The organism is Flavobacterium sp. NPDC079362 (assembly GCF_050267765.1).
In the GTDB taxonomy this organism is placed as follows: Bacteria; Bacteroidota; Bacteroidia; order Flavobacteriales; family Flavobacteriaceae; genus Flavobacterium; species Flavobacterium azizsancarii.
The window spans coordinates 218,554-243,788 of record NZ_JBNNFM010000001.1 but is presented as its reverse complement, the minus strand read 5'-3'; the positions used below and the strand labels follow the sequence as shown (position 1 = coordinate 243,788).

27 protein-coding genes are annotated in these 25,235 nt (G+C 34.7%); 15 read left to right on the top strand and 12 right to left on the bottom strand.

Features of this window, described 5'->3' with window-relative positions; genetic code table 11:
- Window positions 1-75: 75 nt before the first annotated feature.
- From ACQKCJ_RS01035 to ACQKCJ_RS01025, 3 genes are read right to left on the bottom strand one after another with little or no spacing between them, the layout of a single operon-like run.
- Entirely contained in the window at window positions 76-987 is a 912-nt protein-coding gene (locus tag ACQKCJ_RS01035; RefSeq protein ID WP_271333943.1) for an NAD(P)/FAD-dependent oxidoreductase, read from the bottom strand.
- A gap of 16 nt (window positions 988-1,003) precedes the next feature.
- Window positions 1,004-2,206, bottom strand: a complete 1,203-nt coding sequence (locus ACQKCJ_RS01030) for a GTP-binding protein (protein ID WP_427401178.1) — start codon at window positions 2,204-2,206, stop codon at window positions 1,004-1,006.
- A gap of 2 nt (window positions 2,207-2,208) precedes the next feature.
- Complete coding sequence (locus tag ACQKCJ_RS01025) at window positions 2,209-2,556, bottom strand: MerC family mercury resistance protein (protein ID WP_427401177.1); 348 nt, start codon at window positions 2,554-2,556, stop codon at window positions 2,209-2,211.
- A 93-nt stretch (window positions 2,557-2,649) separates the two neighbouring features.
- Here ACQKCJ_RS01025 and ACQKCJ_RS01020 point away from each other — a divergent pair, with 93 nt between their 5' ends.
- The 3 genes from ACQKCJ_RS01020 to ACQKCJ_RS01010 all read left to right on the top strand — a co-directional run bounded on the left by ACQKCJ_RS01020 (window position 2,650) and on the right by ACQKCJ_RS01010 (window position 5,738).
- Window positions 2,650-3,042, top strand: a complete 393-nt coding sequence (locus ACQKCJ_RS01020) for a Fur family transcriptional regulator (protein ID WP_271333940.1) — start codon at window positions 2,650-2,652, stop codon at window positions 3,040-3,042.
- Window positions 3,043-3,116: 74 nt separating this feature from the next.
- Window positions 3,117-4,988 (top strand): Nramp family divalent metal transporter, encoded by a 1,872-nt coding sequence (locus ACQKCJ_RS01015; RefSeq protein ID WP_271333939.1) that lies wholly within the window; start codon window positions 3,117-3,119, stop codon window positions 4,986-4,988.
- A 96-nt stretch (window positions 4,989-5,084) separates the two neighbouring features.
- Window positions 5,085-5,738: a metal-dependent transcriptional regulator gene (locus ACQKCJ_RS01010; protein WP_271333938.1), complete on the top strand. Its 654-nt coding sequence runs from the start codon at window positions 5,085-5,087 to the stop codon at window positions 5,736-5,738.
- A 279-nt stretch (window positions 5,739-6,017) separates the two neighbouring features.
- Here ACQKCJ_RS01010 and ACQKCJ_RS01005 read toward each other — a convergent pair whose 3' ends face one another.
- The 7 genes from ACQKCJ_RS01005 to ACQKCJ_RS00975 form a co-directional block, all read right to left on the bottom strand.
- On the bottom strand, window positions 6,018-6,419 hold the full coding sequence (locus tag ACQKCJ_RS01005; protein ID WP_271333937.1) for a hypothetical protein: 402 nt from the start codon (window positions 6,417-6,419) through the stop codon (window positions 6,018-6,020).
- Window positions 6,420-6,536: 117 nt separating this feature from the next.
- The gene (locus tag ACQKCJ_RS01000) at window positions 6,537-7,319 is read right to left on the bottom strand and encodes an enoyl-CoA hydratase/isomerase family protein (protein ID WP_271333936.1); all 783 of its coding nucleotides are present in this window, start codon (window positions 7,317-7,319) and stop codon (window positions 6,537-6,539) included.
- A 10-nt stretch (window positions 7,320-7,329) separates the two neighbouring features.
- Window positions 7,330-8,745, bottom strand: a complete 1,416-nt coding sequence (locus ACQKCJ_RS00995) for a sensor histidine kinase (protein WP_271334112.1) — start codon at window positions 8,743-8,745, stop codon at window positions 7,330-7,332.
- A gap of 147 nt (window positions 8,746-8,892) precedes the next feature.
- Window positions 8,893-9,432 (bottom strand): CopD family protein, encoded by a 540-nt coding sequence (locus ACQKCJ_RS00990; RefSeq protein ID WP_271333935.1) that lies wholly within the window; start codon window positions 9,430-9,432, stop codon window positions 8,893-8,895.
- Between the two features lie 78 nt (window positions 9,433-9,510).
- Window positions 9,511-10,524, bottom strand: coding sequence for a ferrochelatase (gene hemH / locus ACQKCJ_RS00985; RefSeq protein ID WP_271333934.1), 1,014 nt, complete (start codon window positions 10,522-10,524; stop codon window positions 9,511-9,513).
- A gap of 146 nt (window positions 10,525-10,670) precedes the next feature.
- The gene (locus tag ACQKCJ_RS00980; protein WP_271333933.1) at window positions 10,671-11,135 is read right to left on the bottom strand and encodes a hypothetical protein; all 465 of its coding nucleotides are present in this window, start codon (window positions 11,133-11,135) and stop codon (window positions 10,671-10,673) included.
- A gap of 70 nt (window positions 11,136-11,205) precedes the next feature.
- A complete protein-coding gene (locus ACQKCJ_RS00975) occupies window positions 11,206-12,078 on the bottom strand; it encodes a helix-turn-helix domain-containing protein (RefSeq protein WP_026982335.1) in 873 nt (290 codons plus the stop codon).
- A 228-nt stretch (window positions 12,079-12,306) separates the two neighbouring features.
- On the opposite strand from ACQKCJ_RS00975, the gene hemA reads away from it, so the two are divergent.
- From hemA to ACQKCJ_RS00920, 11 genes are all read left to right on the top strand, one after another.
- The gene (hemA, locus tag ACQKCJ_RS00970) at window positions 12,307-13,557 is read left to right on the top strand and encodes a glutamyl-tRNA reductase (RefSeq protein ID WP_427401176.1); all 1,251 of its coding nucleotides are present in this window, start codon (window positions 12,307-12,309) and stop codon (window positions 13,555-13,557) included.
- A gap of 114 nt (window positions 13,558-13,671) precedes the next feature.
- Window positions 13,672-14,595, top strand: a complete 924-nt coding sequence (gene hemC, locus ACQKCJ_RS00965) for a hydroxymethylbilane synthase (protein WP_427401175.1) — start codon at window positions 13,672-13,674, stop codon at window positions 14,593-14,595.
- Window positions 14,595-15,269: a uroporphyrinogen-III synthase gene (locus ACQKCJ_RS00960; protein WP_427401174.1), complete on the top strand. Its 675-nt coding sequence runs from the start codon at window positions 14,595-14,597 to the stop codon at window positions 15,267-15,269. Before hemC ends, ACQKCJ_RS00960 begins: the two co-directional genes overlap by 1 nt.
- A gap of 78 nt (window positions 15,270-15,347) precedes the next feature.
- Window positions 15,348-16,373, top strand: a complete 1,026-nt coding sequence (hemE, locus tag ACQKCJ_RS00955) for a uroporphyrinogen decarboxylase (RefSeq protein ID WP_271333929.1) — start codon at window positions 15,348-15,350, stop codon at window positions 16,371-16,373.
- A 77-nt stretch (window positions 16,374-16,450) separates the two neighbouring features.
- Entirely contained in the window at window positions 16,451-17,149 is a 699-nt protein-coding gene (locus tag ACQKCJ_RS00950) for a hypothetical protein (RefSeq protein ID WP_427401173.1), read from the top strand.
- Window positions 17,150-17,152: 3 nt separating this feature from the next.
- Window positions 17,153-17,530 carry a hypothetical protein gene (locus ACQKCJ_RS00945; RefSeq protein WP_271333927.1) on the top strand — a complete coding sequence of 126 codons (378 nt, stop codon included), beginning with the start codon at window positions 17,153-17,155 and terminating at the stop codon, window positions 17,528-17,530.
- A 2-nt stretch (window positions 17,531-17,532) separates the two neighbouring features.
- Window positions 17,533-18,084 carry a GNAT family N-acetyltransferase gene (locus ACQKCJ_RS00940; RefSeq protein ID WP_271333926.1) on the top strand — a complete coding sequence of 184 codons (552 nt, stop codon included), beginning with the start codon at window positions 17,533-17,535 and terminating at the stop codon, window positions 18,082-18,084.
- A gap of 15 nt (window positions 18,085-18,099) precedes the next feature.
- Window positions 18,100-18,525, top strand: a complete 426-nt coding sequence (locus ACQKCJ_RS00935; RefSeq protein ID WP_271333925.1) for a hypothetical protein — start codon at window positions 18,100-18,102, stop codon at window positions 18,523-18,525.
- A gap of 4 nt (window positions 18,526-18,529) precedes the next feature.
- Window positions 18,530-19,432, top strand: a complete 903-nt coding sequence (gene hemF / locus ACQKCJ_RS00930) for an oxygen-dependent coproporphyrinogen oxidase (protein WP_271333924.1) — start codon at window positions 18,530-18,532, stop codon at window positions 19,430-19,432.
- Between the two features lie 87 nt (window positions 19,433-19,519).
- Window positions 19,520-20,461 carry a DUF4421 family protein gene (locus ACQKCJ_RS00925; protein WP_271333923.1) on the top strand — a complete coding sequence of 314 codons (942 nt, stop codon included), beginning with the start codon at window positions 19,520-19,522 and terminating at the stop codon, window positions 20,459-20,461.
- A 51-nt stretch (window positions 20,462-20,512) separates the two neighbouring features.
- Window positions 20,513-21,415, top strand: a complete 903-nt coding sequence (locus tag ACQKCJ_RS00920) for a fructose bisphosphate aldolase (protein WP_271333922.1) — start codon at window positions 20,513-20,515, stop codon at window positions 21,413-21,415.
- A gap of 73 nt (window positions 21,416-21,488) precedes the next feature.
- Here the strand turns inward: ACQKCJ_RS00920 and ACQKCJ_RS00915 are convergent, their stop codons facing one another.
- Complete coding sequence (locus tag ACQKCJ_RS00915; protein ID WP_427401172.1) at window positions 21,489-23,288, bottom strand: hypothetical protein; 1,800 nt, start codon at window positions 23,286-23,288, stop codon at window positions 21,489-21,491.
- A gap of 3 nt (window positions 23,289-23,291) precedes the next feature.
- Window positions 23,292-23,924 carry a hypothetical protein gene (locus ACQKCJ_RS00910; protein WP_427401171.1) on the bottom strand — a complete coding sequence of 211 codons (633 nt, stop codon included), beginning with the start codon at window positions 23,922-23,924 and terminating at the stop codon, window positions 23,292-23,294.
- A gap of 318 nt (window positions 23,925-24,242) precedes the next feature.
- Here ACQKCJ_RS00910 and hemB point away from each other — a divergent pair, with 318 nt between their 5' ends.
- Window positions 24,243-25,235, top strand: a complete 993-nt coding sequence (gene hemB / locus ACQKCJ_RS00905) for a porphobilinogen synthase (protein ID WP_427401170.1) — start codon at window positions 24,243-24,245, stop codon at window positions 25,233-25,235.

Genomic DNA, 25,235 nt, shown 5'->3' with positions numbered 1-25,235 from the left:
AAAAAGACTTTAGCCAAATTTTAGAGGCTTAGCTAGAGCTTTTTTTGTTTTCGTTTACATTCAATCAGGTTTAAGTTAAATAAATTCTTCGTCAATAATTTCTCTATTGATCATCGCTCCTGCAAAAGATCCTGAAGAAACCGCCATTGCAACAGACCGTGCCTGAATGTGACAATCTCCACTCGCAAAAACTCCTGCAATTGTCGTTTTCTGAAAAGGATCTACTTTCAATAAACCTTGTTCTGTCAATTCACAGCCTAAAGATTCCGGTAAAGAACAATGCTGCTCAAAAGGTGCTCTGAAATAAATCGCTTTTACGGATACTTTTGATTGATTTTTAAAGACAATATGCTGAACATTTCCGTTTTCGTGTTCCAAAGCCTCGATTTCATGTTCGATAATTTCAACTTTATGTTTCTTCAGCATTTGAGTTTGCTCTAAAGTCAATTTCGATTTCCCATTGGTAATCAATCTTAAATCTTTTGTCCAGTTCGAAATCATTTTAGCATAATCAAAAGCCATATCACCATTGGCTACGATGGCAGTTTTTTCTTTTTTTACTTCATAACCGTGACAATACGGACAATGCAAAACCGAAATTCCCCAACATTCTGCAAAACCAGGAATTTGTGGCAGTAAATCTTTTACGCCTGTTGCAAACAATACTTTTTTAGATGTAAAAATCTTTCCCGACTGAGTTTCTATTTCAAAACCAGATTCTGTTTTAATGGCGCTAATGGCAAGTCCGTTATAAAATTGAACCGTTTCATAAAAGTCTACCTGGGTTTTGGCTTTCGCCGAAATTATAGCTGGTTTCTCTCCATCGTGCGTGATAAAATTATGCGAATGTGGTGTTTGTCTGTTGCAAGGCAAACCACTATCGATCACTAAAACGTGTCGTAAAGAACGCCCCAAGCTCATTGCCGCCGAAAGTCCGCTATAGCTACCTCCGATAATTATAACGTCGTATTTATTATTGTATATCATAGTTTTAAGTTTTTTACTAATTTCTCGGAATTGGAAAAGGATCTTTTGTAGAGAAGAAACCGTCATGATAATCTACAATTTCATCTTCGGTGCAAAGACAGTTATTAAGTTCTTTGATAATTTCAGTTTCATTGATCTTTTGGCCAATAAAAACAATTTCGTTGAGTCTGTCCCCAAATTTAGAAGTCCAGCGTTCTTCTATAATATCCTGAAATTCAACAAAATTGTTAAAAGTCATTCTTTCGCTGAGCGGCATACTTGCCCACCAAACTCCGGCACCTTCGGCTTTCATAGATCCGCCCGCCTGACTCCAGTTAATGGCCTGCTCCGGTCTTGATGCCATCCATAATAATCCTTTGCTTCGAATAATGTTGGACGGAAAATGAAAAGTAATGAAATTCCATAATCGATTGGGATGAAAAGGTTTTGAATCCCGAAACACAAAAGAATTGATTCCGTATTCTTCGGTTTCGGGCGTATGAATTCCTTCTAATTCTCTAATCCAACCTGCGGAATTTTCAGCATCTTCATAATTGAATAATCCAGTATTTATAATTTCATTTGGATTCACTTTCCCTAAAACCGAAGTAATTATTCTCGCCACTGGATTGAGTTTTTGAATCGAAGCTTTCAGTATTTCCAATGATTCAGAACTGATTAGATCTGTTTTATTCAAAATAATCACGTTAGCAAACTCTACCTGATCGACCAAAAGATTCACAATTGTTCGATTATCATTTTCAATATCAGATAAATTTTGCTCCTGTAATGTTTTGGCAGAACCAAAATCTTTAAAGAAATTAAAACTATCCACCACCGTAACCATCGTATCGATATAACTAAATCTCGATAAATCGATATTCTCATCTTCATTCACAAAAGAAAAAGTCTGTGCAACGGGAATAGGCTCGCTAATTCCAGTACTTTCTATAAGCAAATAATCAAATCTGTTTTCTTTGGCTAATTTTTCGACTTCAATCATTAAATCTTCCCGTAAGGTGCAGCAAATACAGCCATTGGTCATTTCTACTAATTTCTCTTCGGTCCTTGATAAAGTATGTTCATTTTTCACGAGCCGCACATCAATATTTACTTCGCTCATATCATTGACAATGACAGCAACTTTTAATCCGTCTTTGTTATGAAGAATATGATTGAGGAGCGTTGTTTTTCCGGCACCCAGAAATCCGCTTAGTACCGTTACGGGTAATTTTTTCATTGTTACGATTGTTTATGATTTTTATAATTTAAAAAATGCCCGATGATCATTCCGATACCTCCAATAAAGATCAGATCAAGATGAATCTCCAGAAAAAGTTCGCTTAAAACGCTAATCCAGATCAATGCCATAGAAATAACAAGGATTGTAGATATTAAAAGACTGGATTTATTTATAATTTTGAAAATGGCAAAAAGTCCCATCACCGCAAATATCAAATCGATAAAAGGATTGTGGCTTAAACCTATTGGCAAAATTGTTAAAAGCGGAAAAACCAGACAATGAACCAAACAAATGGTTGCACTTGAGATTCCTAAAATATCGTAAAAAGGTGTGGTAAATTTCTTCATTTTCAGTACATTTGCTTAATGCAATTTTGTTGCAAATATATCAATTATTTTTAATTGCAACATTGTTGCGATAATATTTTTAATTCCATAAAAATGAAAACAACAAGAAATACAGTAGCAAAGACGGCCGTTTTAGAGATATTTGGTAAATCTAAAACCGCGCTCTCGCACGCCGAAATTCAGAAACAAACGGGAGATTTATGCGATCGTGTTACCATTTACAGAATCTTAGAACGATTAGTAAATGACGATATCGTTCATAAAATCGTGAATCTTGACGGAACGGTTAAGTATGCAAAATGCCATCATCATGCACAACGTGTGCACATTCATAATCATGCTCATTTTAGTTGTGAGAAGTGTTTGGAAATAACTTGCCTTGAAAATGTAAAGCCGAGTTATATTATTCCGCACAATTACAAAGTCAATGATATAAACTTTACGTTGTCAGGATTATGCCCAAATTGTTTGAATTCTAACATTTAAGTTTTAGACTTGTCTAAAAATATTGTTGAGCGAATATAATTTTTCTATATATTTGTTCAAACAACATTTTTACAATGGGTAAATCTTTAGAAGAAGTTCACCAATCGGTCGCAACACAAAATAAAAAAACAGGTTTCAGAAAAATATTAGCCTTTTTAGGCCCGGCATATTTAGTAAGTGTTGGATATATGGACCCGGGAAACTGGGCAACAGATATTGCCGGTGGTAGCCAGTTTGGGTATTCTTTGCTTTGGGTTTTGTTAATGAGCAACTTAATGGCTTTGTTGCTTCAAAGCTTAAGCGCACGTTTAGGAATTGTGACACAACGTGACTTAGCGCAGGCATCAAGAGAAACCTATTCGAAATTCATCAACTATATTTTATACTTTCTGGCTGAAATTGCCATTGCGGCTTGTGATCTTGCTGAAGTTTTAGGAATGGCAATCGGGATCAATCTCCTTTTTGATATTCCGTTGATCGAAGGCGTTTTAATTACCGTTTTAGATACCTTCTTATTATTGTTCTTAATCAATAAAGGGATCCGTAAAATGGAGGCTTTTATTATTGTATTAGTCGCCATTATTGGTTTCTCGTTCATTTTCGAAATGATTTTTGCAGAACCTGAATTAGATAAAGTACTCTACGGACTTATTCCTTCAATGCCCAATTCTGCCGCTTTATACATTGCTATCGGGATTATTGGAGCAACCGTCATGCCTCACAACTTATACCTGCATTCCTCTTTAGTTCAAACCCGAAAATTCGACAGAACTCCGGCGGGAATAAAACAAGCGTTGAAATATAATCTTATTGATTCAACCATTGCCCTTAACCTGGCCTTTTTTGTAAATGCTGCCATTTTAATTTTAGCCGCAGCTACATTTTATAAAAATGGAATGTTTGAAGTTGCCGAAATTCAGGATGCACACCAATTTCTCGAACCTTTATTAGGAACCAAATGGGCGCCCATTTTATTTGCCGTTGCTTTGATTGCTGCAGGACAAAGCTCGACCGTTACGGGAACTTTAGCAGGTCAGATCGTAATGGAAGGTTATTTGAATTTAAGAATTCAGCCTTGGGTTCGACGCATTATAACCCGTTTGATTGCGATTGTTCCGGCTGTTGTCGTGATCTTAATTTATGGAGATAGCGTAACGGGAAAACTATTGATTCTGAGCCAGGTAATTTTGAGTTTGCAATTAGGTTTTGCAATTATTCCCTTGATTCATTTTGTGAGTGATAAATCTAAAATGAAGGGTTTTCACATTTCACGAACTACACAAATAGCTGCCTGGATTATTGCTTTGATTATTGTTTCGCTGAATGCAAAATTGGTTTACGACGAAATTAGTTCATGGATTGAAGCTGCAAGTCATCCAATAATTCTTTGGTTAACGGTTGTTCCGCTTGCTTTTGGATTTTTAGGCTTATTACTTTATATTGTTTTCAAACCTTTTATAGCAAGAGCAAAATCAAATATTGATAATCATTCACCTCATCATTTAAAATTAGTGTATGCGCCTAAAGAAATTTATAGCAAGAAAAACATAGCGATTTCTGTAGACTTTTCTAAAGCAGATGAAGCTGCACTAAATAATGCCTTCGAATTGGGCGGAATCGACGCGCAATACACCTTAATTCACATTGTAGAAACCGTTGGTGCATTAATGTATGGGCAACATGTTGACGATCACGAGACGACTATCGACGAAAAATTATTATTAGAATATAAAGAAATGCTTTCGCAGAAGGGATTCAGGATCGAAACTGAACTTGGTTTTGGAAAACCTAACACGGTGATTCCGAAGATTATTAATACCGGAAATTTTGACATTCTAGTTATGGGAACCCACGGCCACACTGGATTAAAAGATATTTTATTTGGCACAACGGTAGACAAATTGAGACATAAAATTTCAATACCTTTGTTGATTGTTAAAAAATAGTGCCTAAGGTTCTGAGTTGCTAAGTTTCTGAGGTTTTTCCTTTGAGGCTTTTAACTTAGAACCTTAGCAACTCAGAACCTTAGAACCTTGCAAAAAATGACTTTTTCAGAAGAAAATTATCTAAAATCGATTTATCATCTTACAACTTCTAATGATTCAGAAGTAAGTACGAACGCTATTGCTGAAATGATGGAGACTAAAGCTTCATCGGTTACGGATATGCTCAAAAAGCTGGCGGATAAAGATTTGGTGAATTATAAAAAGTACCAGGGCGTTTCTTTGACCGAAAACGGAAAGTTAGCAGCCAAAATGATTGTTCGAAAACATCGTTTGTGGGAAGTTTTTTTAGTGGATAAATTAAATTTCTCTTGGGACGAAGTTCATGATATTGCTGAGCAACTGGAACACATCAAATCCGAACAATTGATTAATCGTCTGGATGATTTTCTGGGAAATCCTACCGAAGATCCGCATGGTGATCCGATTCCCGACGCTCATGGAAGAATTGTTAAGATCGAGAAATACTTACTTTCTGAATTAACAGACAATCAAACCGGAGTTTGTGTGGGGGTTAAAGATACTTCATCTGAATTTTTGAAATATCTGGACAAACAAGAAATTGCTCTCGGTTCGCAAATTCAACTTTTGTCTAAAGAATCGTTCGACTTATCTGTTAAGATTAAAATTGATGGTCGTGAATTGTCTATTTCGAATAAAATAGCTTCGAATTTGTTTGTGAAGCTGGTTTAGGGTTATTTCACAGAGATTCACGGAGAATTGCACGAAGGTTCACGAAGATTTTTTATAAAGTTCCGGAGGAACGAACTATTTTGTAGCAACGGATTTTAATCCGTTGATGATGACGAATTCAGGAAACGAGGGCTTCTTCCGAAACTTCGGGATCGTTCAGCCTGACACACACCGAATGTCCTAGCCCCGATAGAAGTGAAAATCCTTTTGTGCCGGGGTTCGGCACAAAAGATTATAACGGATAGCGGGATTAGCTCCTAGAAATCCTAAAAGCCATTATTAAACAATTCCTTTCTCGATCATTTCTAACATTACCGGCGACGCATTTTTAAATGTTGGTTCTTGCTCAATAATACTTCCTGCATTTTTCTTATTCACTTTGAAAGTTATATCATTATCTGTAGTAAATAACAAAGCAGTTAAAAACGGATTTTTGATGTAAGTTCCCAACATCAATAAAGCTTCGTCTAAAGCATGAATACTTTCGATTTCTTCGGTTTTGTAGCGCGTTGTTAATGCGATTGAATAGGTGTTATCTTCGTTTATCGCTAAACGGAAATAGATGTTTTTGATTTCGGTATCACCGATGGTTTTTGCCAGAGTTAGTTTGGCAAAAGTACCGGCTTGAATGCTTTCTTTGACGCGTTCGCAAAAAAGAGCAAATATTGATTCGTAGGACATATTGTTTGTGTTATTATTTAACCGCAAAGTTCGCAAAGATTTACGCAATGTTCGCTAAGTTTTTTAATTTCCTTGTGTCCTTTGCGTAAATCTTTGCGAACTTTGCGGTTAAGAAAATTATTTCCCTGTAAATTCAGCTTTACGTTTTTCTAAGAATGCTGTTGTTCCCTCTTTAAAATCCTGAGTTCCGAAACATTTTCCGAATGATTTTATTTCGGTATCGAAACCATCTTTACCGTCTTTATAATTGGCATTGATCGCTTTTATCGCTTTAGTAATTGCAAAAGGAGCATTTTTAATGATTTTTTGTGCAATTCCAGTAGTAAAATCTAAAAGTTCCGCCTGAGGTACAACGTGATTTACTAAGCCGTATTGTTTGGCTTCTTCGGCCGAAATCATTGCTGCAGTCATGATCATTTCCATCGCACGTCCTTTACCTACTAATTGTGGTAAACGCTGTGTTCCTCCGTAACCCGGAATTAATCCTAAACTAACTTCCGGCAATCCCATTTTTGCATTCTCTGAAGCGACTCTAAAATGACATGCCATAGACAATTCTAAACCACCGCCAAGAGCAAAACCATTTACTGCAGCAATTACGGGTTTCTTTAAATTTTCGATAAAATCAAACAACTTTTCTTGTCCTTCGGCTGCTAATTGTGCGCCTTCGACAATCGTATAATTGGCAAATTCTGAAATATCGGCTCCGGCAACAAATGCTTTTTCGCCACTTCCGGTAATTATGATTACCCGAACATCATCATTTTTGCCTAATAATTTTATTGCTTTACCTAGATCGCTAATCGTAGCTTTGTTTAAAGCGTTTAGTTTTGTAGGTCTGTTAATGGTTACGGTCGCAATTTTTTCTTCAATCGAGATTAAAAGATTTTCGTAGTTCATGACGCTGATTTTATGAGTTTGTGATAGGTAAAGAAACGGTAAATGTAGTTCCTTTTCCGTATGTTGATTCAAAGGTAATTGTTCCTTTGTAATTTTCGATAATGTTTTTTATAATTCCGAGTCCTAGTCCCATTCCGCTGGTTTTGGTGGTAAATTTTGGCTCGAAGATTCTACTGGTATCTTGTTTCTGGATTCCGATTCCGTTGTCTTTTACGGCAATTTCAACATTATTGTCTCTACGCTTTACAGTAACTACAATAGATTTATGAAACTGACTTTCGGGAATCGCCTGCGTTGCATTTTTAACGAGATTCGTAATGACACGGATCAATTGCGTACGATCCATTTTTGAGATAATCTCTTCTTCTTCGCTTTCGAAAACAATATAATCTTCGTTGAAAATATCTAATGAAAGCTCTACAACCTCGACCACATTTAAGGTTTCGTTTTGTTGCGCCGGCATCGAAGCAAAATTCGAAAATGCCGAAGCTACCGCCGTCATCGTATCTATTTGTTGGATTAAAGTTTCAGAATAATCGTTTAATTTCTGTTTTACATCCGGAGCTGTTGGATCAAACTTACGTTGAAAACTCTGAACGGTCAAACGCATCGGCGTAAGCGGGTTTTTAATTTCGTGCGCTACTTGCTTTGCCATCTCACGCCACGCTTCTTCACGCTCGCTTTGGGCAAGTTTTATGGCACTGGTTTCGAGTTTTTCAACCATTCCGTTATAAGCCTTTATCAAGAAGTTAACTTCTTTGCTATTGGCTTCTAACACAATTTTCTCATTTTTCTGATCCAGATTGGTTTCTTCTAAACGATCTGAAATCGTTTTCAGCGATTTCGTGATATAAGTCGAAAGGAAATAGGCCAATGCAAAAGCGACAACCAACATAAACGAATACACTTGACTTAAACGAATCAAAAAAGTATTCAACTCGTTATCATAATAACCGTCGTCTTCTAAATAAGGAAGATTTAAAATACCTAGCGGTTTAAATTTTTCGTCTTTGATCAAACTATATGATGAACGATTTTTGACTCCGTCGATGGTTTTAATGTCTACAAAACGCTTTTCGATGGATGAACGTACTAATTTCAGGATATAATCCGGAACAGGAGGCGCTACTTTATCAACCGCAAATGATTCTTTTGATGATTTTAGTAGTTTTCCGTCAAGGCTGTAAATATTGATTTCGATTTTGTGAATCTGGGCCAGTTCGTGGATTTTATCTTTAAAAATAAGATCCAGATTTCCTGTTTTTAAAGGATAGGTCGTCGTAGAAAGCACATAATTGATGTGTTCTTTTACGGCATTTTCTTTGCGCTCGAGACGTTCCTGATGGTATTCTTTGGCTTCATTCTTAAACTGAATAATCGAAATAGAAGCCAATAAAAAAGATGCGACAACAATCAATACAATCATCGAAAGGAAAATCCTGACACGAAGAGAAAGCATCGACATTTTGAAGTTGTTCAGCATATTTTTTTAATTGTTAATTATAAATTATTAATTATGAACTATTAGTGCGTTTAAAATTCACCATTAACAATTTATAATTAACAATTTAAACTATTTTTTCTCTCTTATTCTTTTGTAAAATCGGAAACCAAGCATTATGATAATTGAGAATAAAAAGATTCCAATTACGCCGAAAATCCAGTTGATGGCACTTTTTACAATTATTAAAAAAACTACTGCAAATAGTATAATTGTTGCACCTTCATTCCATAAACGCATAAAATTGTTGGAATATTTTACCTCATCATTTTGTAATTGCTTAAAAATCTGATGGCATTTTGCATGATATAAATACAATGCAAAAACGAAACCAAATTTAACCTGCATATAATCCAAATATATTAATCCTGGATTGAGATACAATAAACTAAACGCAAAAAGACTCGCCAGAACTGCTGAAGGCCACGTAATAATGTACCACAAACGGTAGGTCATTATTTTGTATTGCGCTTGTAAAATTTCCTTTTCAGGCGATGGTTTTTCATTCGCTTCTATTTGATACACAAACAAACGCACAATATAAAACAAACCTGCAAACCAGGTTATTACAAAAATAAGATGTAATGATTTTAAGTAGTTATAGTATTCCATTATTATTTGTTTCAAGTTTCAAGTTTAAGGTTTTTTTAAAGTTGATCATAACTTGAAACCTTAAACTTGAAGCAAATATTATTTAGCCCACTCGTTAATCCAATTCCCAACAGTTTCACACCATTCGTCATCGTCATTCAAACATGGGATCGCTAAGAAATTTCCACCTCCGTTTTTCTCGAAGTCTTCTTTGGCACGCATTGCAATTTCTTCTAATGTTTCTAAACAGTCTGAAACGAAAGCTGGTGTTACAACTGCAAGATTTTTGATTCCTTTTCCTGGCATTTTATCGATTTCAACATCTGTGTAAGGTTCTAACCATTTGTCACCTGCTAAACGTGACTGAAAAGTCAGGCTGTATTTATCTGCCGGAAGTCCTAATAATTTCACGACTTGTCTGGTAGTTTCATAACATTGATGGCGGTAACAGAAATCGTGTGCCGGCGAAGGCGTATTACAACAAGAACCATCGATTTTACAATGCGATTTTGTCACATCGGTTTTACGAATGTGACGTTCCGGGATTCCGTGGTACGAGAATAATAGATGATCGTAATCAAAACCAACTAAATGTTTCTGAATCGAATCGGCTAAATTCTTGATGTAATCTGGTTTATTATAAAACGCAGGAACATCGGTAAATGTCATTTGCGGAAATTTCTTTTTACGGATTTCTTCGGCTTTCACTAAAATCGTCAAAGTCGAAGCCATGGCATATTGCGGATATAAAGGGAAAAGCAATACTTCTGTAACTCCTTTATCATGCAATTCCTGAAGTCCTTTTTCGATGGTCATACTTCCGTAACGCATAGAAAGCGCTACCGGTACATTCACTAAAGGCTGTACTTTTTTCTGCATTCTTTCTGAAAGCACAACTAAAGGAGAGCCTTCATCCCACCAGATTTTTTTGTAAGCATGAGCTGATTCTTCGGGTCTTTTTCTTAAAATAATTCCACGAACTAATAAAGCTCTTAATAAATACGGAACATCGATCACGTATTTATCCATTAAAAATTCATCTAAATACGGTTTTACATCTTTTGGTTCCGGACTTTCCGGAGATCCTAAGTTTACTAATAATACGCCTTTCATTTATTCTTTGCTTTACGCTTTAAGCTTTAGGCTTTAAGCATTTGTTTAAATTTTCGTCAAAAGTAGAACTTGCCACTTCTTAGAAATATGATAATTATTCTTTTTTATTTATGTACTGATATATAAAATTGATGCTTTTAAACATTTTAGTTTTTATATTTTTGAAATAGCTTTTCCAATGATTTATATTCTTCCTCTGTTCCAAAGTTTTCCATCTGAATTTCCCTTTTAGAACTAACTATATAAAACTGTCGACAGGAAAGGCATATTTTCGCTATCCCTGAGATTTCTTTATTCTTTTTAAAAACCAAAACATCTCTATATTGAGGTGCGCAGGCATATGCATTTTCAAACATATTTAAAGAGGATTTCTCTAAAAAAATATCATCTCTTAAATACTGAATGTCTTTTTTGGATAACTCAAATTTAGAAAACCCATTAGAATTAATTGTTTTGTAAAAAATAGCATTATTTACTTTCTCAGGATAATTTTCAAAAAAGATTTTATCAAAAATACCATTATCAATGCTATTACTATTGTTCTCTCCCATTTCCTCTTCTTTACTTTTATTCAATGAATAATATTCAACACTGTCAAAATCAAAAAACATTTTTTCTTCTTTTGATTTGCAAGAGATAATTAAGAAAACCAATAAAATTATTGAATACCTTCTTACCATTCTAAACATTCGTATTAATCGACATCAAATATTTCTTAGGCGTTGTGGCAAACTTTTTCTTGAAAGCCGCTATAAAGTGACTTCCGGTGCTGTAGCCAATTTTCAATCCTACTTCGTTTACATTATAAGAACCGCTGTCGAGTAGTTTTCGGGCGAAATCCATTTTATAATCGAATAGAAATCCGTAAACCGTATCGCCATAAATTTGCTTGAAACCCATTTTAAGTTTCTTCAAATTCAAACCAATTTCATCTGCCAACTCCTGTAATCCAGGTGGTTCAGCCATATTGGCGATGATGATTTCTTTGGCTTTTCGGATTTTCAAAACATTATCTTCATCAATCAAGAACGGACATTGTTCTGCGTTTGGATCTTCAGTTCTATTAAAGTATAAACTCAGCAATTCGTATCCTTTTCCTTTATAATAAAGGTTTTTTATTGATGGATGTAGGTTATAATGAAACAGCTGACTCAACACAATAGCCATAGAAGGACTAATATTTCCTTCGTTATAATACTTTTTGTCCTTATTATCAGGACTTAAAAAAGTAATATAATCTGCTTCTGCAGAAAACAACGCGTGAAATTTCTTAATTGAGACAATTACTGAGATTACCCAGGAATTTGGAGCTAACTCTAAATTGAGTGGTAGTTCTTTCTGCGGATTGTATAAAAGGAGCGATTTTTCTTCTTTTAGATCTAAAGCATAACTGCCTTGATTGAATAAGAATTTGGCATTCCCTTTTATCCCGAAATGAAACTGTATCAGGCCACTACCTACTTCATGTTGTCCGAAAAAGGGCTCTAAACTGTCGTTTTGAAAACGGATAAGCGTAAAGTCGTCTTCAATTTTAATAATTTCCTGAGAACTCATAGCGATGTTTTTTTAAAATAAAAATCAAGATAATCACCTGAGCTTATTTAGAATCACTCTAAACAAAACGTTTCTAACCAATTGATTTTGCTACAAAAATACTTCTTTTTGCATAAAAACAGCTCTTTAGAAACAAAAAAACATGTAGCGATACAAAAAGTACTTTGAGCGTTACTTTTATAAACACTATAATCATAATTTTGTTGACACTTTTATGAAAGTGAATTTATGGAAAACAATAACGTACCGAAACATCTTTATTTTTACTCAGTTGGTCTGAGTTATAAAAAAGCCGATGCTGAGGTAAGAGGTAAATTTAGTTTGGATGCAATTGCAAAAACGCGTTTGCTGGAACAGGCTAAGGAAGAAGGAATAGAAAGTTTAATTGTGACTTCGACCTGCAACAGAACCGAGATTTATGGTTTTGCAGAACATCCTTTTCAATTAATAAAACTAATTTGTGATAACAGCAACGGTTCAGTCGATGCTTTTCAGAAAGTTGGTTTTGTCTACAAAAATCAAGAAGCTATAAGTCATATGTTTCGCGTAGGAACTGGTTTAGACAGTCAGATCTTAGGCGATTTTGAGATTATTTCACAAATAAAAACCAGTTTTGCCCATTCAAAGTCTATGGGATTAGCAAATGCTTTCCTAGAAAGATTGGTTAATGCGGTGATTCAGGCAAGCAAAAAGATCAAAAATGAAACTGAAATTAGCTCAGGCGCAACTTCGGTTTCTTTTGCATCCGTACGATACATTATCAAAAATGTAGAAGATATTGGCAATAAAAATATTTTACTTTTCGGAACAGGAAAAATCGGAAGAAATACTTGCGAGAATCTTGTCAAACATACCAAAAACGAACACATCACTTTAATCAACAGAACTAAGGACAAAGCGGAGAAATTGGCCGGAAAACTTAATTTGATTGTTAAAGATTATTCGGAGTTACACTTAGAACTTCAAAATGCTGATGTTGTTGTTGTCGCTACGGGCGCTCAAAACCCAACAGTTGACAAAGCAATTTTAAATCTAAAGAAACCTTTATTGATTTTAGATTTATCAATCCCGAAAAACGTTCATGAAAATGTGGAGGAATTAGAAGGTGTAACCTTGATTCACATGGATTATTTGTCGCAACTGACAGATGAGACTCTTGAGAACAGAAAATTACACATTCCGGCTGCCGAAGCTATTATCGAGGAAGTAAAAGAGGAATTTGTAACATGGACTAAAGGACGCAAGTTTGCTCCAACCATTAATGCTTTAAAAGAAAAACTGAATGCTATTAAAGTTTCAGAGTTAGATTTTCAAAGCCGAAAAATTGCAGATTTTAATGAAGCTCAAGCTGAAATCATCAGCAACAGAATCATCCAAAAAATCACTACACATTTCGCAAATCACTTAAAAGACGACGACACCATGGTTGATGAAAGTATCGAATGGATCGAAAAAGTCTTTAAAATAAAAGCATCTTAAATAAAATTTAAACCATATAAGTTAAATAAGTTCATTTAATAGCAAACAGTTAATTATTTTTCAACCCAACTGCTTAAATTATCTTACATAACTTATATGGTGAAATTCAACAAAATGGCTGAAAAAACAATCAGAATTGGAACTCGCGATAGCGAATTGGCACTTTGGCAAGCGCATACTGTCGAAAAAAGACTAAACGATCTAGGTTATAAAACTTCGATTGTTGCTGTAAAATCTACAGGCGATATTATTCTCGACAAACCTCTTTACGAACTTGGAATCACCGGAATCTTCACTAAAACTTTGGATATTGCTATGATCAACGGCGATATTGATATTGCTGTGCATTCTATGAAAGATGTGCCAACGGCTTTACCAAAAGGCATTGTTCAGGCGGCAGTTTTGGAGAGAGCGAATGTTTTGGACATTTTAATTCATAAAGGAAATCCTGATTTTGCCAATCCAAGTACTATTGCAACCGGAAGTTTACGACGCCAGGCACAATGGTTTAACAAATACCCTAATCATACTGTTGTTGATTTACGCGGAAACATAAACACGCGTATGCAAAAATTACAAGACAATAACTGGGACGGAGCTGTTTTTGCTGCTGCAGGTCTGGAGCGCATTAACCTGAAACCAGGAAATTTCATCAATCTAGATTGGATGGTTCCCGCACCTGCACAAGGCGCAATGCTTGTTGTGGCAATGGAAAACGACAATTACACACTTGATGCACTTTCGCAATTAAACCATATCGAAACTGAAATCTGTACCTATATCGAACGTCAGTTTCTAAGAACTCTTGAAGGTGGCTGTACCGCACCAATTGGAGCTTTAGTAAACTATAATGAAGAGGAAGATGCTTTGCATTTTCAAGGTGTTTTACTTTCTATTGACGGAAAACAAAAACTTGAAATTGACAAAACAGTAGATATCTCAGAATGGAAAAAACTGGGATTCTTCGCCGCACAGGAAATTTTAAACAATGGCGGAGCAGAATTGATGGCATCTATTAAAGAATCACTAAAAAAATAATGAGTAAATCAATTCAAATATTATCTACAAAAAAGCTATCGGGCGAACAGAAACAAGCATTGGTAAAAGCCAATATTGAAGTAATTGAATCTGATTTTATTCAAACACAAAACAAGCCTTTCGAGCTTAAAGACATTAACGAGAATCTGATTTTCACGAGTCAGAATGCGGTTCATAGTGTTTTAGCAGATCCAAAATCAGAAGAACTGAAAAGCAAGAATGTATTTTGTGTGGGCCTAAAAACTAAAATCCTTTTATCTGAAAGCGGATTTAATGTTGTGGCTTACACTGGATATGCTGCTGATTTAGCTGAAATTATCACTTTGATTTATCGCAATGAAAGTTATACTTTCTTTAGCGGAAATATTAGAAGAGAAACTTTACCACAAGCTCTAAAAGAAGCCGACGTGAAATTCAACGAAATTCAGGTTTATGATACGTCATTAACGCCACAGAAAGTAAAGAATACCGTTGATGGCATCTTATTTTTTAGTCCTTCCGGCGTTGAAAGTTATTTGAAAGACAATACTATTAAGAAAGAAAAGTGCTTCTGTATTGGAGAAACCACTGCGGAAGCTTTAGATAAAATAACAAAAAATATCGTCATTGCTGATCAGCCAACGGTTGAAGATGTGATCGAGGATGTAATTCTTGAATACAGCAATAAGCTTTAAGCCTTAGGCAATAAGCAAAAAAATTATAGTTAAACATAGCTTAAAGCCTAAAGCTTAAAGCCTAAAGCAATAAAAACAATGTTAAAAAACGACCTATTTTTAAAAGCATTAAAAGGAGAAACTGTTCAACGTCCGCCAGTATGGATGATGCGTCAAGCCGGAAGATATTTACCGGAATTTATCGCTTTGCGTGATAAATATGATTTCTTTACAAGATGTCAAACTCCTGAATTAGCTGCCGAAATTACTGTTCAGCCTATTCGCAGAATTGCACCTGATGCAGCGATTTTATTCTCGGATATTCTTGTAATTCCGCAAGCAATGGGAATCGAAGTTTTAATGAAAGAAAATTTTGGTCCGTTTTTACCAAACCCAATTCGTTCATTGGCTGATGTTCACCGCGTTTACGTTCCGGACATTCAGGAAAGTTTAGGTTATGTAATGGATGCGATCAAATTGACTAAAGAAATGCTGAACGACGAAGTGCCATTAATTGGTTTCGCTGGTTCTCCTTGGACAATCTTCTGTTATGCGGTTGAAGGAAAAGGTTCTAAGAGTTTTGATACCGCAAAAGGTTTCGCTTTCTCAAACCCTGCTGCAGCTCATACTTTATTACAAAAAATTACAGATACTACTATTTTATACTTAAAAGAAAAAGTAAAAGCGGGAGTTGATGCCGTTCAGATTTTTGATTCTTGGGGAGGAATGCTTTCTCCGGTTGATTATCAGGAGTTTTCATGGAAATACATCAACCAAATCGTTGAAGCTTTGGCAGATCATGCTCCGGTTATCGTTTTCGGAAAAGGATGTTGGTTTGCTCTTGGCGAAATGGGTAAAAGTAGAGCTTCGGCATTGGGTGTAGACTGGACATGTTCACCAAGAAATGCTCGTTATTTGTCTGGTGGAAATATTACTTTACAAGGAAATTTTGATCCTTCAAGATTGCTTTCTCCAATTCCAACAATCAAAAAAATGGTTCACGAAATGATCGACGAGTTCGGAAAAGATAAATATATTGTAAATTTAGGTCACGGAATTTTACCAAATATCCCCGTAGACCATGCTAAAGCGTTTATTGACGCGGTTAAGGAATACGGGAACTAACTAGTTTCCAGTCTCGGTTTTCATTCTCAGTTAAATCTGAAAAACTGAGACTGGAAGCTTAAAAAACCACCTGTTAGATGTTTGCAAACATAAACTTCACTAAAAACTCGCCATTTTCTTTTGTAGAATATGGATTTCAGGCGTATTATGCGACTATTTTTTTGATGGTTTGGATGCATCCGGAACAACATCCGGTAAGTCTTATAAATGATTTAGCTATTTTAATGGCTTTTGAATTTATTATGGTTCATTCCGGAGTTTTTATGGCGGTTATGCCTAAAAAATTATCTCTTTTTGTATTTTTTCCTATGTATGGATTATTTGCATTAGCTTTTAATCATTCTGTAATCAATACAAATATTTTATATATTTATTTGTTAACGGTTTTAAACCGAATGCGATTTGCTTTTTCAGATGTGAGTCTGGAAATCAGAGCGATGCAAATAGGTAAATCTGTTACAAAAGCAATATTTTATTTCTTTCTAATCTTTGCTGTATCATTTGGAAATGGGTTAATTCCAAAATTAGGATTAACAGATGATTTTTTAGAAAAATCTCATTATTTTGATACTATCAAAGCGGGGGGATTATTTACAGAGAAGCCTTATGTACCTATATGTATGGGCTTTATATATTATTCATTACCGGTTTTATATTTTGTTTATCGGATTATAAAAAAGATTGGCAATAGAAATAATGATCTTTTTCAGGATAGCAAATTAAGATTTAGCAGAACAACATACGATCAGAATTTTAAATCGGATAAAAAACAATAAATCATGCTCAACAAAGGTCTAAGAGATAAAGAAAGTATCAGAATAGAGAATACTCTACGAACTTTGCATGCTTTAATTTTTGTCCCTAAATTTTGGAATGCAGAAGATACAGCTCTTATAGATGAGCAATTAAAAAGCTTTGGTTTAAGTTTACAAAGAACAATCGAAATACCAGAAGAAGAACTGATAATTCTGTTACAGCAATGCCACTTAGATTGGAATCAGCAGGAAGAATTTGCGGATATATTAATTGGTCTATCCCAAGAAAAACAATTTGATTTTTCAGGTAAGGCACTTGCCATTTACCAATATATTCAAAAGGAAAGCAAGGTTTTTTCATTTGGTATAAATACCAAAATTACTTCAGTTAAAAACAAGTAAAGATGAGTTTTACCGATTGGAAAACAGAAACGATAAACGATATTCTTCCTGAGGAATTTTATAACCTCATCGAAAAGAATAGCAATCATATTGGAAAAACTTTTCCGGTGACTTTGGCCAATTCTGATTCATTAAAAAAAGCAGAAGATTTTCTTGCTGTAAGCCTTGAAAAAGAAAAAAATAACGAAGGTTTTTATTTTTACGCAAGAGACATTAAAACCAATGCTTTAATTGGTTATTTGTGTGTAAAAACAATTGATTACCGCATTTCAAAATGTGAATTAGGTTATTTTGTTGACGAAGATTATCAAGGAAAAGGGATTACATCAAATATGGTTTTGAAAGCACTTGAATTTTGTTTCAACGAATTGAAGATGAACAAGGTTTTTATCTGTACTTCAGAAATTAATTTAGCAAGCCAACGAATTGCATTAAAACATAATTTTAAACAAGAAGGCATTTTGCGCGAAGAATTTAAAAGCAGCGACGGAACATTAGAAGATGTCGTTTATTTTGGCCTTCTCAAATCAGAATATTATAGCAATGAAAGATAAACTAAAAAAAAATTAATGTCTTCTTTTGATAAATTTTTAACTGTTATCTTAGACTTTAACTTTGAAAGATTGAAACCAATATATCAAGGTTTTATTGTAATGCTCTTTTTTTCAATATTTTTTTGTACCTGTTCATATTTTTCAAACGATGCAAAAATTTGTAAAGACGCGTACAAAGATATGTTTGATGAAAAATTTTCAGGATTAATTATAAAAAAACACTTAAATAAAGATAATAGAATGTCTCCCACTTTTAAACTAAAAGACTTCAGCGAAGTATTTGGTTATTCAACACTTTGGGAAAAAGCTGAAGTAGGCGATTCATTAGCAAAAAAAGCAAGTTCAAGATTTGTAAAAATTTTAAAAAAAGACACTACAATAGTATTAGATATGAATGTTGCATTCAGATATCATGATACTTTCCCAGAAAATAAAGAATAAAAACATGAAAGATAAATTTTACGCATACATACAAAAATTACAAGACCAGATTTGTGCCGGATTAGAAGCTGTTGACGGAACTACAAAATTCCGTGAAGACCTTTGGAAACGCCCTGAAGGCGGTGGGGGAAGAACGCGCGTAATTGAAAACGGAAATGTTTTCGAAAAAGGCGGTGTAAACATTTCTGCCGTTCACGGAAAATTACCGGAAGCCATGCAAAAAATGTTTGGCGTTGGCGAAGCTGATTTTTTTGCATGCGGATTAAGTTTGGTTTTGCATCCTAAAAACCCAATGGCTCCTACAGTTCATGCCAATTGGAGATATTTCGAGATGTACGACGAATCCGGAAAAGTAATCGAACAATGGTTTGGCGGCGGACAGGATTTAACGCCTTATTATTTATTTGAAGAAGATGCAAAACACTTTCATCAAACGTGTAAAACGGCTTGCGACAAACACAATCCCGAGTTTTATCCAAAATATAAAAAACAATGTGATGCTTATTTCTGGAATGCTCATAGAAACGAAGCCCGCGGAATTGGCGGATTGTTCTTTGATTATTGCAAAGCAAATGAGCAAATGTCAATGGAAGATTGGTACAACTTTGTAACCGAAGTTGCTAATAGTTTCCTTGAAGCGTATGTGCCAATTGTTGAAAGAAGAAAAAATCTGGAATATTCTCCAGAAAACAGAACATGGCAGGAAATTCGTCGTGGTCGTTATGTTGAATTTAACTTAGTTCATGACAAAGGCACTTTATTCGGATTAAAGACGAATGGAAGAATCGAAAGTATTTTGATGAGTTTGCCGCCTCATGTACAATGGGTTTACGATCATCATGCAGAAACCGGAAGTATCGAAGAGAAATTAGTTAATGTATTAGAAAATCCTATAGACTGGATTTAATACAATTATCCCAAATTTTTATTTACTGCATAAGAACTTCATTTTAAAATCGTAATTTAGAGATGTTTTTTTAATTACAATTTCAAAATGAGGTTAAATCTGGTTTATATAGTATTTTTTGGAAGTGTTTTTGGGTGTTTTGCCCAAAAAGATACGCTACAGAATCCTTATTTTAAATCTTACGATGATAAGGTTACAGCTAGTATTTATTATCTTGATACCTCTAACAATTTTGAGATTGGTTTTAATTCCGAAGGCCAAAAGAAATACGTGGACCTTAATCCGAACCGACGCGAACAATTAGGCGTTGGTTTAAGTTACAAATTTATTGATATCAGTTTTGGTTTTGCGCCAAAATTCTTTAGCGAAAACAAAGACAACTCAGACTCTAAACTTTTTAGTTTCAACACCCGTTTTTACTATAAAAAATGGATGCAGTCTTTTACTTATATCCACCAAAAAGGATTTTATATCAGTGAAGGTGCGGTAAACGTTTTTTTACCTAAAATGCATACGACAAAAATTGGCGGAACAACTTCATACATTTTCAACGATAATTTCTCTTATAAAACGTTGGTCAGTCAAAACGAATGGCAAACGAAGAGTTCCGGAAGTTTTATTCCGAGTTTTTCTTTTTATTACACTAATATTAATTTAAACACTGAACCGGATTCTTCAAACGGTGATATTTATGTTTTTTCACTGGCTCCCTCCTATTTTTACAATTTTGTGATCAGTGACCGCGTTTTAATTGGCGCCGGAATTGCTGTTGGAGCAGGAATTAATGATGTCGACGGAGATGTTTCGGCATTGTACCAATTAGACTTCAATTTAAAGCTTGCTTACAATAGAGATCGTTTCTTTGCTTTTGCGAGTTTAAACACGCTTAATTTCCTTCAAAACGAATCGGCAGAAGCCCGACTGAATGACAATATATCAACCTTGAAATTTAATATTGGATATCGATTTGATCCTCCAAACAAAGTGAAAGAAGTTTATGAGAAGGTAAATCAAAAAACTGGCTTGTAAATATTTAATTAATCTAATGCCGATAGTTATCGGAACTAAAACATAAATAGTATGGAAAATAGAGAAAGATACATCGCACAATTACATCGTATGCACTCGGGGAAAGGTTTTATCGCTGCATTAGATCAAAGCGGCGGAAGTACTCCAAAAGCGTTAGCGCAATATGGCGTACAAGAAAGCAGTTATTCAAATGATGATGAAATGTACACTCTTGTGCATGAAATGAGAACCCGAATTATTAAAAGTCCTGCATTTGACCGTGAGTATATTTTGGGCGCTATTTTGTTTGAGAACACAATGGACCGCAAAATTGACGGAGAATGGACGGCTGATTATTTGTGGGAAAAGAAAAACATCGTTCCTTTTCTAAAAGTCGACAAAGGACTTGCCGATCTTGCAAATGGTGTTCAGTTGATGAAACCTATTGCTAATCTGGACGAATTGTTGACACGTGCTGTAGCAAGAAATGTTTTTGGTACCAAAATGCGTTCTGTTATCAAAGAAGCCAATGCAGCAGGAATTCGCGAAGTCGTTGAACAGCAATTTGCAGTAGGTTTGCAGGTTTTCGAAAAAGGACTTATTCCGATTATTGAACCTGAAGTGGATATTTATAGTGCTGATAAGGAAAAATCAGAAGAAATTCTAAGAGAAGAAATCATAAAACAACTTGCTTTGCTTGGTAAAGATGTAAAGGTGATGCTGAAATTGTCGATTCCAACTGTAAATGATTTTTACAAAGAACTCATGTCAGATCCTCATGTTGTACGTGTTGTGGCATTGTCTGGCGGATATGGCCAGGATGAAGCTAATTTTAAACTTTCGCAAAACCACGGATTAATTGCCAGTTTCTCCAGAGCATTGTCTGAAGGGCTTTTTGCTAATCAGTCTGATGATGAGTTTAACTCTAAACTGGATAAAACTATTAAAGAGATTTATACAGCTTCTATTACTTAAATTAATGATGAATCCCATAAAAAAATCCCCAAGATCTTCTCTTGGGGATTTTCGCTTTATACCTTTTTACAGATTATTTGCTTAATTCTTCAGCTAAATCCAAGGTTTGTAGAATAATATTTTTATCTGATTTTGCTGCGTTTAATTTAAACCCGAAAACCAATTTATTATCAATCAGCTTTTTAGGCGATTCAATTGTGATATCATTAAACTGCTGAGTTATTCTTTTTATTTTATTCAACTGAGTTTTTCTAGTTTCACCGGTACTGTTATAAACATTCGCTAATCCGGCAAGATTCAGTTTTCCGGAGATATAATTTTTCTTTAAGGCATTTTTTGCTTCTTTAGCAAAAGATCCTTTTCCTGTATTAAAATAATCAAGCGTATTCGCAACTACAACAACATCTTTGTCTTTTTTAATAAAAAGTGTGCCATATTCTTCAGTTCCGGCTATTTGATAATAGTCGCCTTTTTGAACTAATAATTTCTTGCGAACTCCCAACTGGATGAGTTTATCACCAAATGTAGGATGCGTAGACGTAAAAACGACTGAAAATAAAGGAATACTCTTTTTTATTTTTTGCTCGGTTACCGTTTCTTCATAATTTTCGTCATAGCCGTACGATTTTGTTGTAACCTCAACTTCTTTCATGTTATAGAAAAACATACTTAAATCCCCATCAAAAAGCGTTGCTGTGGCTTCTTCATCAATTATTGTCGAAATCAAATCAGTCACAAGGGTTATATCTTCTTTAAGGAGCTTTGGACTTTGAAATAATTCAGCCGTTAGTGACGGGAAATTTTCAATGACCGCTTTGCTATTGAGATGATATGACATATATCCCAATGGTTTTTCATCCGGAAAATAATTAAAGATGTTTTTATTTATTTTTCTATTCGTCATTTTTTCGACAATTGAAGCCATTGGTTGCGAATATTCAACTACTTCTTCGATACGTGCATTATCGTTGTCAAAATAAAAATCAAGGTTTATTCCTTTTACCAGCTTCCCAAAATTATTTTGCATGGGTAGAAATTTGTTATAACTGCTAAGCTGCGATAAAGCGCCATACGAAGAATTTAGAGTAGACATTGCCGAACTGTAATTTAACCATGACGAAATATCTGCCGCTGCATTTATTTTATCTGAATTTGGGGCAATAAAACCATTTTCGAATAATGATTTAATAAAAAGATGTTGTTGCTCTGCCTGCAAATAATCAAAATCTGCTTTGGCTTTCTCATAATCCGCATTAGACGTTCCGGTATACTCCTCTTCGTCTTCTTCTTCAGCATCATCGCTTTCTGTTACTTTTTTATCATTTGATTCTACTGATCCCACAGCAATTTCTTCATAAGGTTCGTCAACTGAGACAGAATCTACTGCAGTAGTATCCCATTTGTATCTGTCTGAGACATACTTTTTGGTAAATTCTACAATTACCAGATAATTATCGTTCCAGGCAAATGATATTTTTTGATCTTTTTTAGTATAAACAACATATTTACCGAAATCCTGAATTATGGGAGGTCCAACTGAATCTGTATGCTGATGAATAAAAAACTGTTTAACAGCTTCTTTATTTTTTATGGGAATAGTAACCTGATAATATGGGATACTATCTGTGAAGTTTCCGTGAATGGTTGACTTTTGATCTGTTTGAAAGAGGGATGCATATTGCGCCAAATCAAGATTGGATGGGCCGTCTTTGTATTTGCTTATAAGCGGATGATTCAGAATATCAGCAATATTTACTTTTTTAGAAAGCTGGTTTCCGTTAAACTGCACAAAATAATCGTATTGTTTTTGATTGGTTTGACCAAAAGTCAAATGCATGGCGAATAATAAAATGAAAGTATAAAACTTCTTCATAAATCAGGGTGTTAATTGGATTGTATTGTTCATTAATGCCGATTTTTTAAGCACACTGTACATGCTTTGCTTTAAAAATACGGTCTTTTTGTTTTGTGAAATTTTACTGTTCGGATTTTGCACGGACTGTACGTCTTTATCGAAAGTATAAATGGCAATAATATTAGCGGCTTCAAGATCTTGTTTTTTCTTAGGATCTTTTATCAGCTTTTCGGGAATTGGATACGAGGCAATTCTTTCGAAGTTTTTAGCAGTACTTGCAAAATGAATCTGATCGCTTTGATTGTTTATTGTATTGACAACGGCGTTGAGTGCTTTGATACTGGCATAATTGAGTTTGATGATGAAAACGTAATTTTCAAAATCAGTCTTTGTCGTCACGTTTGTAATACCGTCAATTTTTAAAGCTTTTACTTTGAAATCTTCGAGTTTTTTAGAAATTTCCTGTTCGTTCGGGATTTTTACACCATCGACTTCTTCAAGCCAAATCGCTGATTTTGTTTTGAACCACGATTTCGAAAAGTCAACCATCAGTGTATACTCGCCACTCTGATCATCGTGATGTTTGATTCGTTCTGTTATTTCGAAACAACTTGTCAAAAGTAAACAACAGCATAATGCGAGAATTTTCTTCATTGGGCAAATTTAATTTTATTTTTTAAAAACCATAGTAGAATCCACCTCAATTTAATTATTAAAAAATAAGATTTTTCCTGAATTTGCAAAGCTAGCGCGAAATTTAATATTTGCAAATTTTTAGATAATATTAACGGATTCTACTATTTGCTAATCGCCTTATTCTGTTGATTTTTCTTTAACTTTGCAACACTTATAAAAAAAGTAAAGAATCTTCAAAAAAAGAAAAAACAACAGCATTTTAGAAACAAAGATTAATCAATCTGTATTTAGGAAAAATCAGATTAATCTGAAGTCTAAAATCTAAAATCTAGAATTATGTTCCCATTACAAAGAAACCGCCGTTTAAGAACTAATGAATCTATTCGTTCTTTAGTTCGTGAAACAAGTTTGAGCCCACAAGATTTTATGCTTCCAATGTTTGTTGCCGAAGGAAAAGATGTAAAAGTCGCTATTCCGTCAATGCCGGGAATTTACAGACATTCCTTAGACAACACCATCAAAGAAGTAAAAGAAGCTTGGGATTTAGGAATCAAAGCGGTAAATATTTATGTAAAAGTAAGCGACAGTCTTAAAGATAATAAAGGTGTTGAAGCCTGGAATAAAGATGGTTTGATGCAACAGACTATTCGTGCTATTAAAGATGCTGTTCCGGAAATGATTGTTATGCCGGATGTAGCTTTAGATCCTTACTCGATTTATGGTCATGACGGAATTATCGAAAACGGTCAGTTAATTAATGATGCTACTGTTGATGCTTTGACCAGAATGAGTTTAAGTCATGCTGAAGCAGGAGCTGATTTTGTTGCGCCAAGTGATATGATGGACGGACGTGTTCTGGCGATCAGAAAAGCGCTGGAAGAAAACGGACATCACAATGTGGGAATCATGAGTTATAGCGCTAAATATGCTTCGGCATTTTATGGCCCTTTTCGTGATGCTTTGGATTCTGCTCCGGTAGATTCTCAAAATATCCCAAAAGATAAAAAGACATACCAAATGGATTATGCGAACCGAATTGAAGGAATTCGAGAAGCTTTATTGGATGTTGAAGAAGGTGCTGATATCGTTATGGTAAAACCGGGAATTGCTTATTTAGACATTGTTCGCGAGATAAAAGATACTGTTCATGTGCCTGTTGCAGTTTATCAGGTATCTGGTGAGTACGCTATGGTAAAGGCCGCAGCAGAAAGAGGATGGTTAGATCATGACAAAATTATGATAGAGCAACTTTATTGCATTAAGCGCGCAGGTGCCAGTATTATCTCTACTTATTTTGCTAAGGAAGCTGCTTTACTTTTAAATAAATAA

Bases quoted from the DNA above. Each gene is read 5' to 3' on its own strand.
- ACQKCJ_RS01010 (WP_271333938.1), top strand. From the start codon at position 5,085: ATGACTTTTTCAGAAGAAAATTATCTAAAATCGATTTATCATCTTACA.
- hemF (WP_271333924.1), top strand. From the start codon at position 18,530: ATGAAAGATAAATTTTACGCATACATACAAAAATTACAAGACCAGATT.
- ACQKCJ_RS00960 (WP_427401174.1), top strand. From the start codon at position 14,595: ATGAGTAAATCAATTCAAATATTATCTACAAAAAAGCTATCGGGCGAA.
- ACQKCJ_RS01015 (WP_271333939.1), top strand. From the start codon at position 3,117: ATGGGTAAATCTTTAGAAGAAGTTCACCAATCGGTCGCAACACAAAAT.
- ACQKCJ_RS00995 (WP_271334112.1), bottom strand. From the start codon at position 8,745: ATGATTGTATTGATTGTTGTCGCATCTTTTTTATTGGCTTCTATTTCG.
- ACQKCJ_RS01005 (WP_271333937.1), bottom strand. From the start codon at position 6,419: ATGTCCTACGAATCAATATTTGCTCTTTTTTGCGAACGCGTCAAAGAA.
- ACQKCJ_RS01025 (WP_427401177.1), bottom strand. From the start codon at position 2,556: ATGAAGAAATTTACCACACCTTTTTACGATATTTTAGGAATCTCAAGT.
- ACQKCJ_RS01030 (WP_427401178.1), bottom strand. From the start codon at position 2,206: ATGAAAAAATTACCCGTAACGGTACTAAGCGGATTTCTGGGTGCCGGA.
- hemC (WP_427401175.1), top strand. From the start codon at position 13,672: ATGGCTGAAAAAACAATCAGAATTGGAACTCGCGATAGCGAATTGGCA.
- ACQKCJ_RS00920 (WP_271333922.1), top strand. From the start codon at position 20,513: ATGGAAAATAGAGAAAGATACATCGCACAATTACATCGTATGCACTCG.
- ACQKCJ_RS00935 (WP_271333925.1), top strand. From the start codon at position 18,100: ATGTCTTCTTTTGATAAATTTTTAACTGTTATCTTAGACTTTAACTTT.
- ACQKCJ_RS00990 (WP_271333935.1), bottom strand. From the start codon at position 9,432: ATGGAATACTATAACTACTTAAAATCATTACATCTTATTTTTGTAATA.
- ACQKCJ_RS01035 (WP_271333943.1), bottom strand. From the start codon at position 987: ATGATATACAATAATAAATACGACGTTATAATTATCGGAGGTAGCTAT.
- ACQKCJ_RS00975 (WP_026982335.1), bottom strand. From the start codon at position 12,078: ATGAGTTCTCAGGAAATTATTAAAATTGAAGACGACTTTACGCTTATC.
- ACQKCJ_RS01000 (WP_271333936.1), bottom strand. From the start codon at position 7,319: ATGAACTACGAAAATCTTTTAATCTCGATTGAAGAAAAAATTGCGACC.
- hemH (WP_271333934.1), bottom strand. From the start codon at position 10,524: ATGAAAGGCGTATTATTAGTAAACTTAGGATCTCCGGAAAGTCCGGAA.
- hemB (WP_427401170.1), top strand. From the start codon at position 24,243: ATGTTCCCATTACAAAGAAACCGCCGTTTAAGAACTAATGAATCTATT.
- hemA (WP_427401176.1), top strand. From the start codon at position 12,307: ATGGAAAACAATAACGTACCGAAACATCTTTATTTTTACTCAGTTGGT.
- ACQKCJ_RS00980 (WP_271333933.1), bottom strand. From the start codon at position 11,135: ATGTTTTTTGATTTTGACAGTGTTGAATATTATTCATTGAATAAAAGT.
- ACQKCJ_RS00910 (WP_427401171.1), bottom strand. From the start codon at position 23,924: ATGAAGAAAATTCTCGCATTATGCTGTTGTTTACTTTTGACAAGTTGT.
- ACQKCJ_RS00950 (WP_427401173.1), top strand. From the start codon at position 16,451: ATGTTTGCAAACATAAACTTCACTAAAAACTCGCCATTTTCTTTTGTA.
- ACQKCJ_RS00925 (WP_271333923.1), top strand. From the start codon at position 19,520: ATGAGGTTAAATCTGGTTTATATAGTATTTTTTGGAAGTGTTTTTGGG.
- ACQKCJ_RS00940 (WP_271333926.1), top strand. From the start codon at position 17,533: ATGAGTTTTACCGATTGGAAAACAGAAACGATAAACGATATTCTTCCT.
- ACQKCJ_RS00945 (WP_271333927.1), top strand. From the start codon at position 17,153: ATGCTCAACAAAGGTCTAAGAGATAAAGAAAGTATCAGAATAGAGAAT.
- hemE (WP_271333929.1), top strand. From the start codon at position 15,348: ATGTTAAAAAACGACCTATTTTTAAAAGCATTAAAAGGAGAAACTGTT.
- ACQKCJ_RS01020 (WP_271333940.1), top strand. From the start codon at position 2,650: ATGAAAACAACAAGAAATACAGTAGCAAAGACGGCCGTTTTAGAGATA.
- ACQKCJ_RS00915 (WP_427401172.1), bottom strand. From the start codon at position 23,288: ATGAAGAAGTTTTATACTTTCATTTTATTATTCGCCATGCATTTGACT.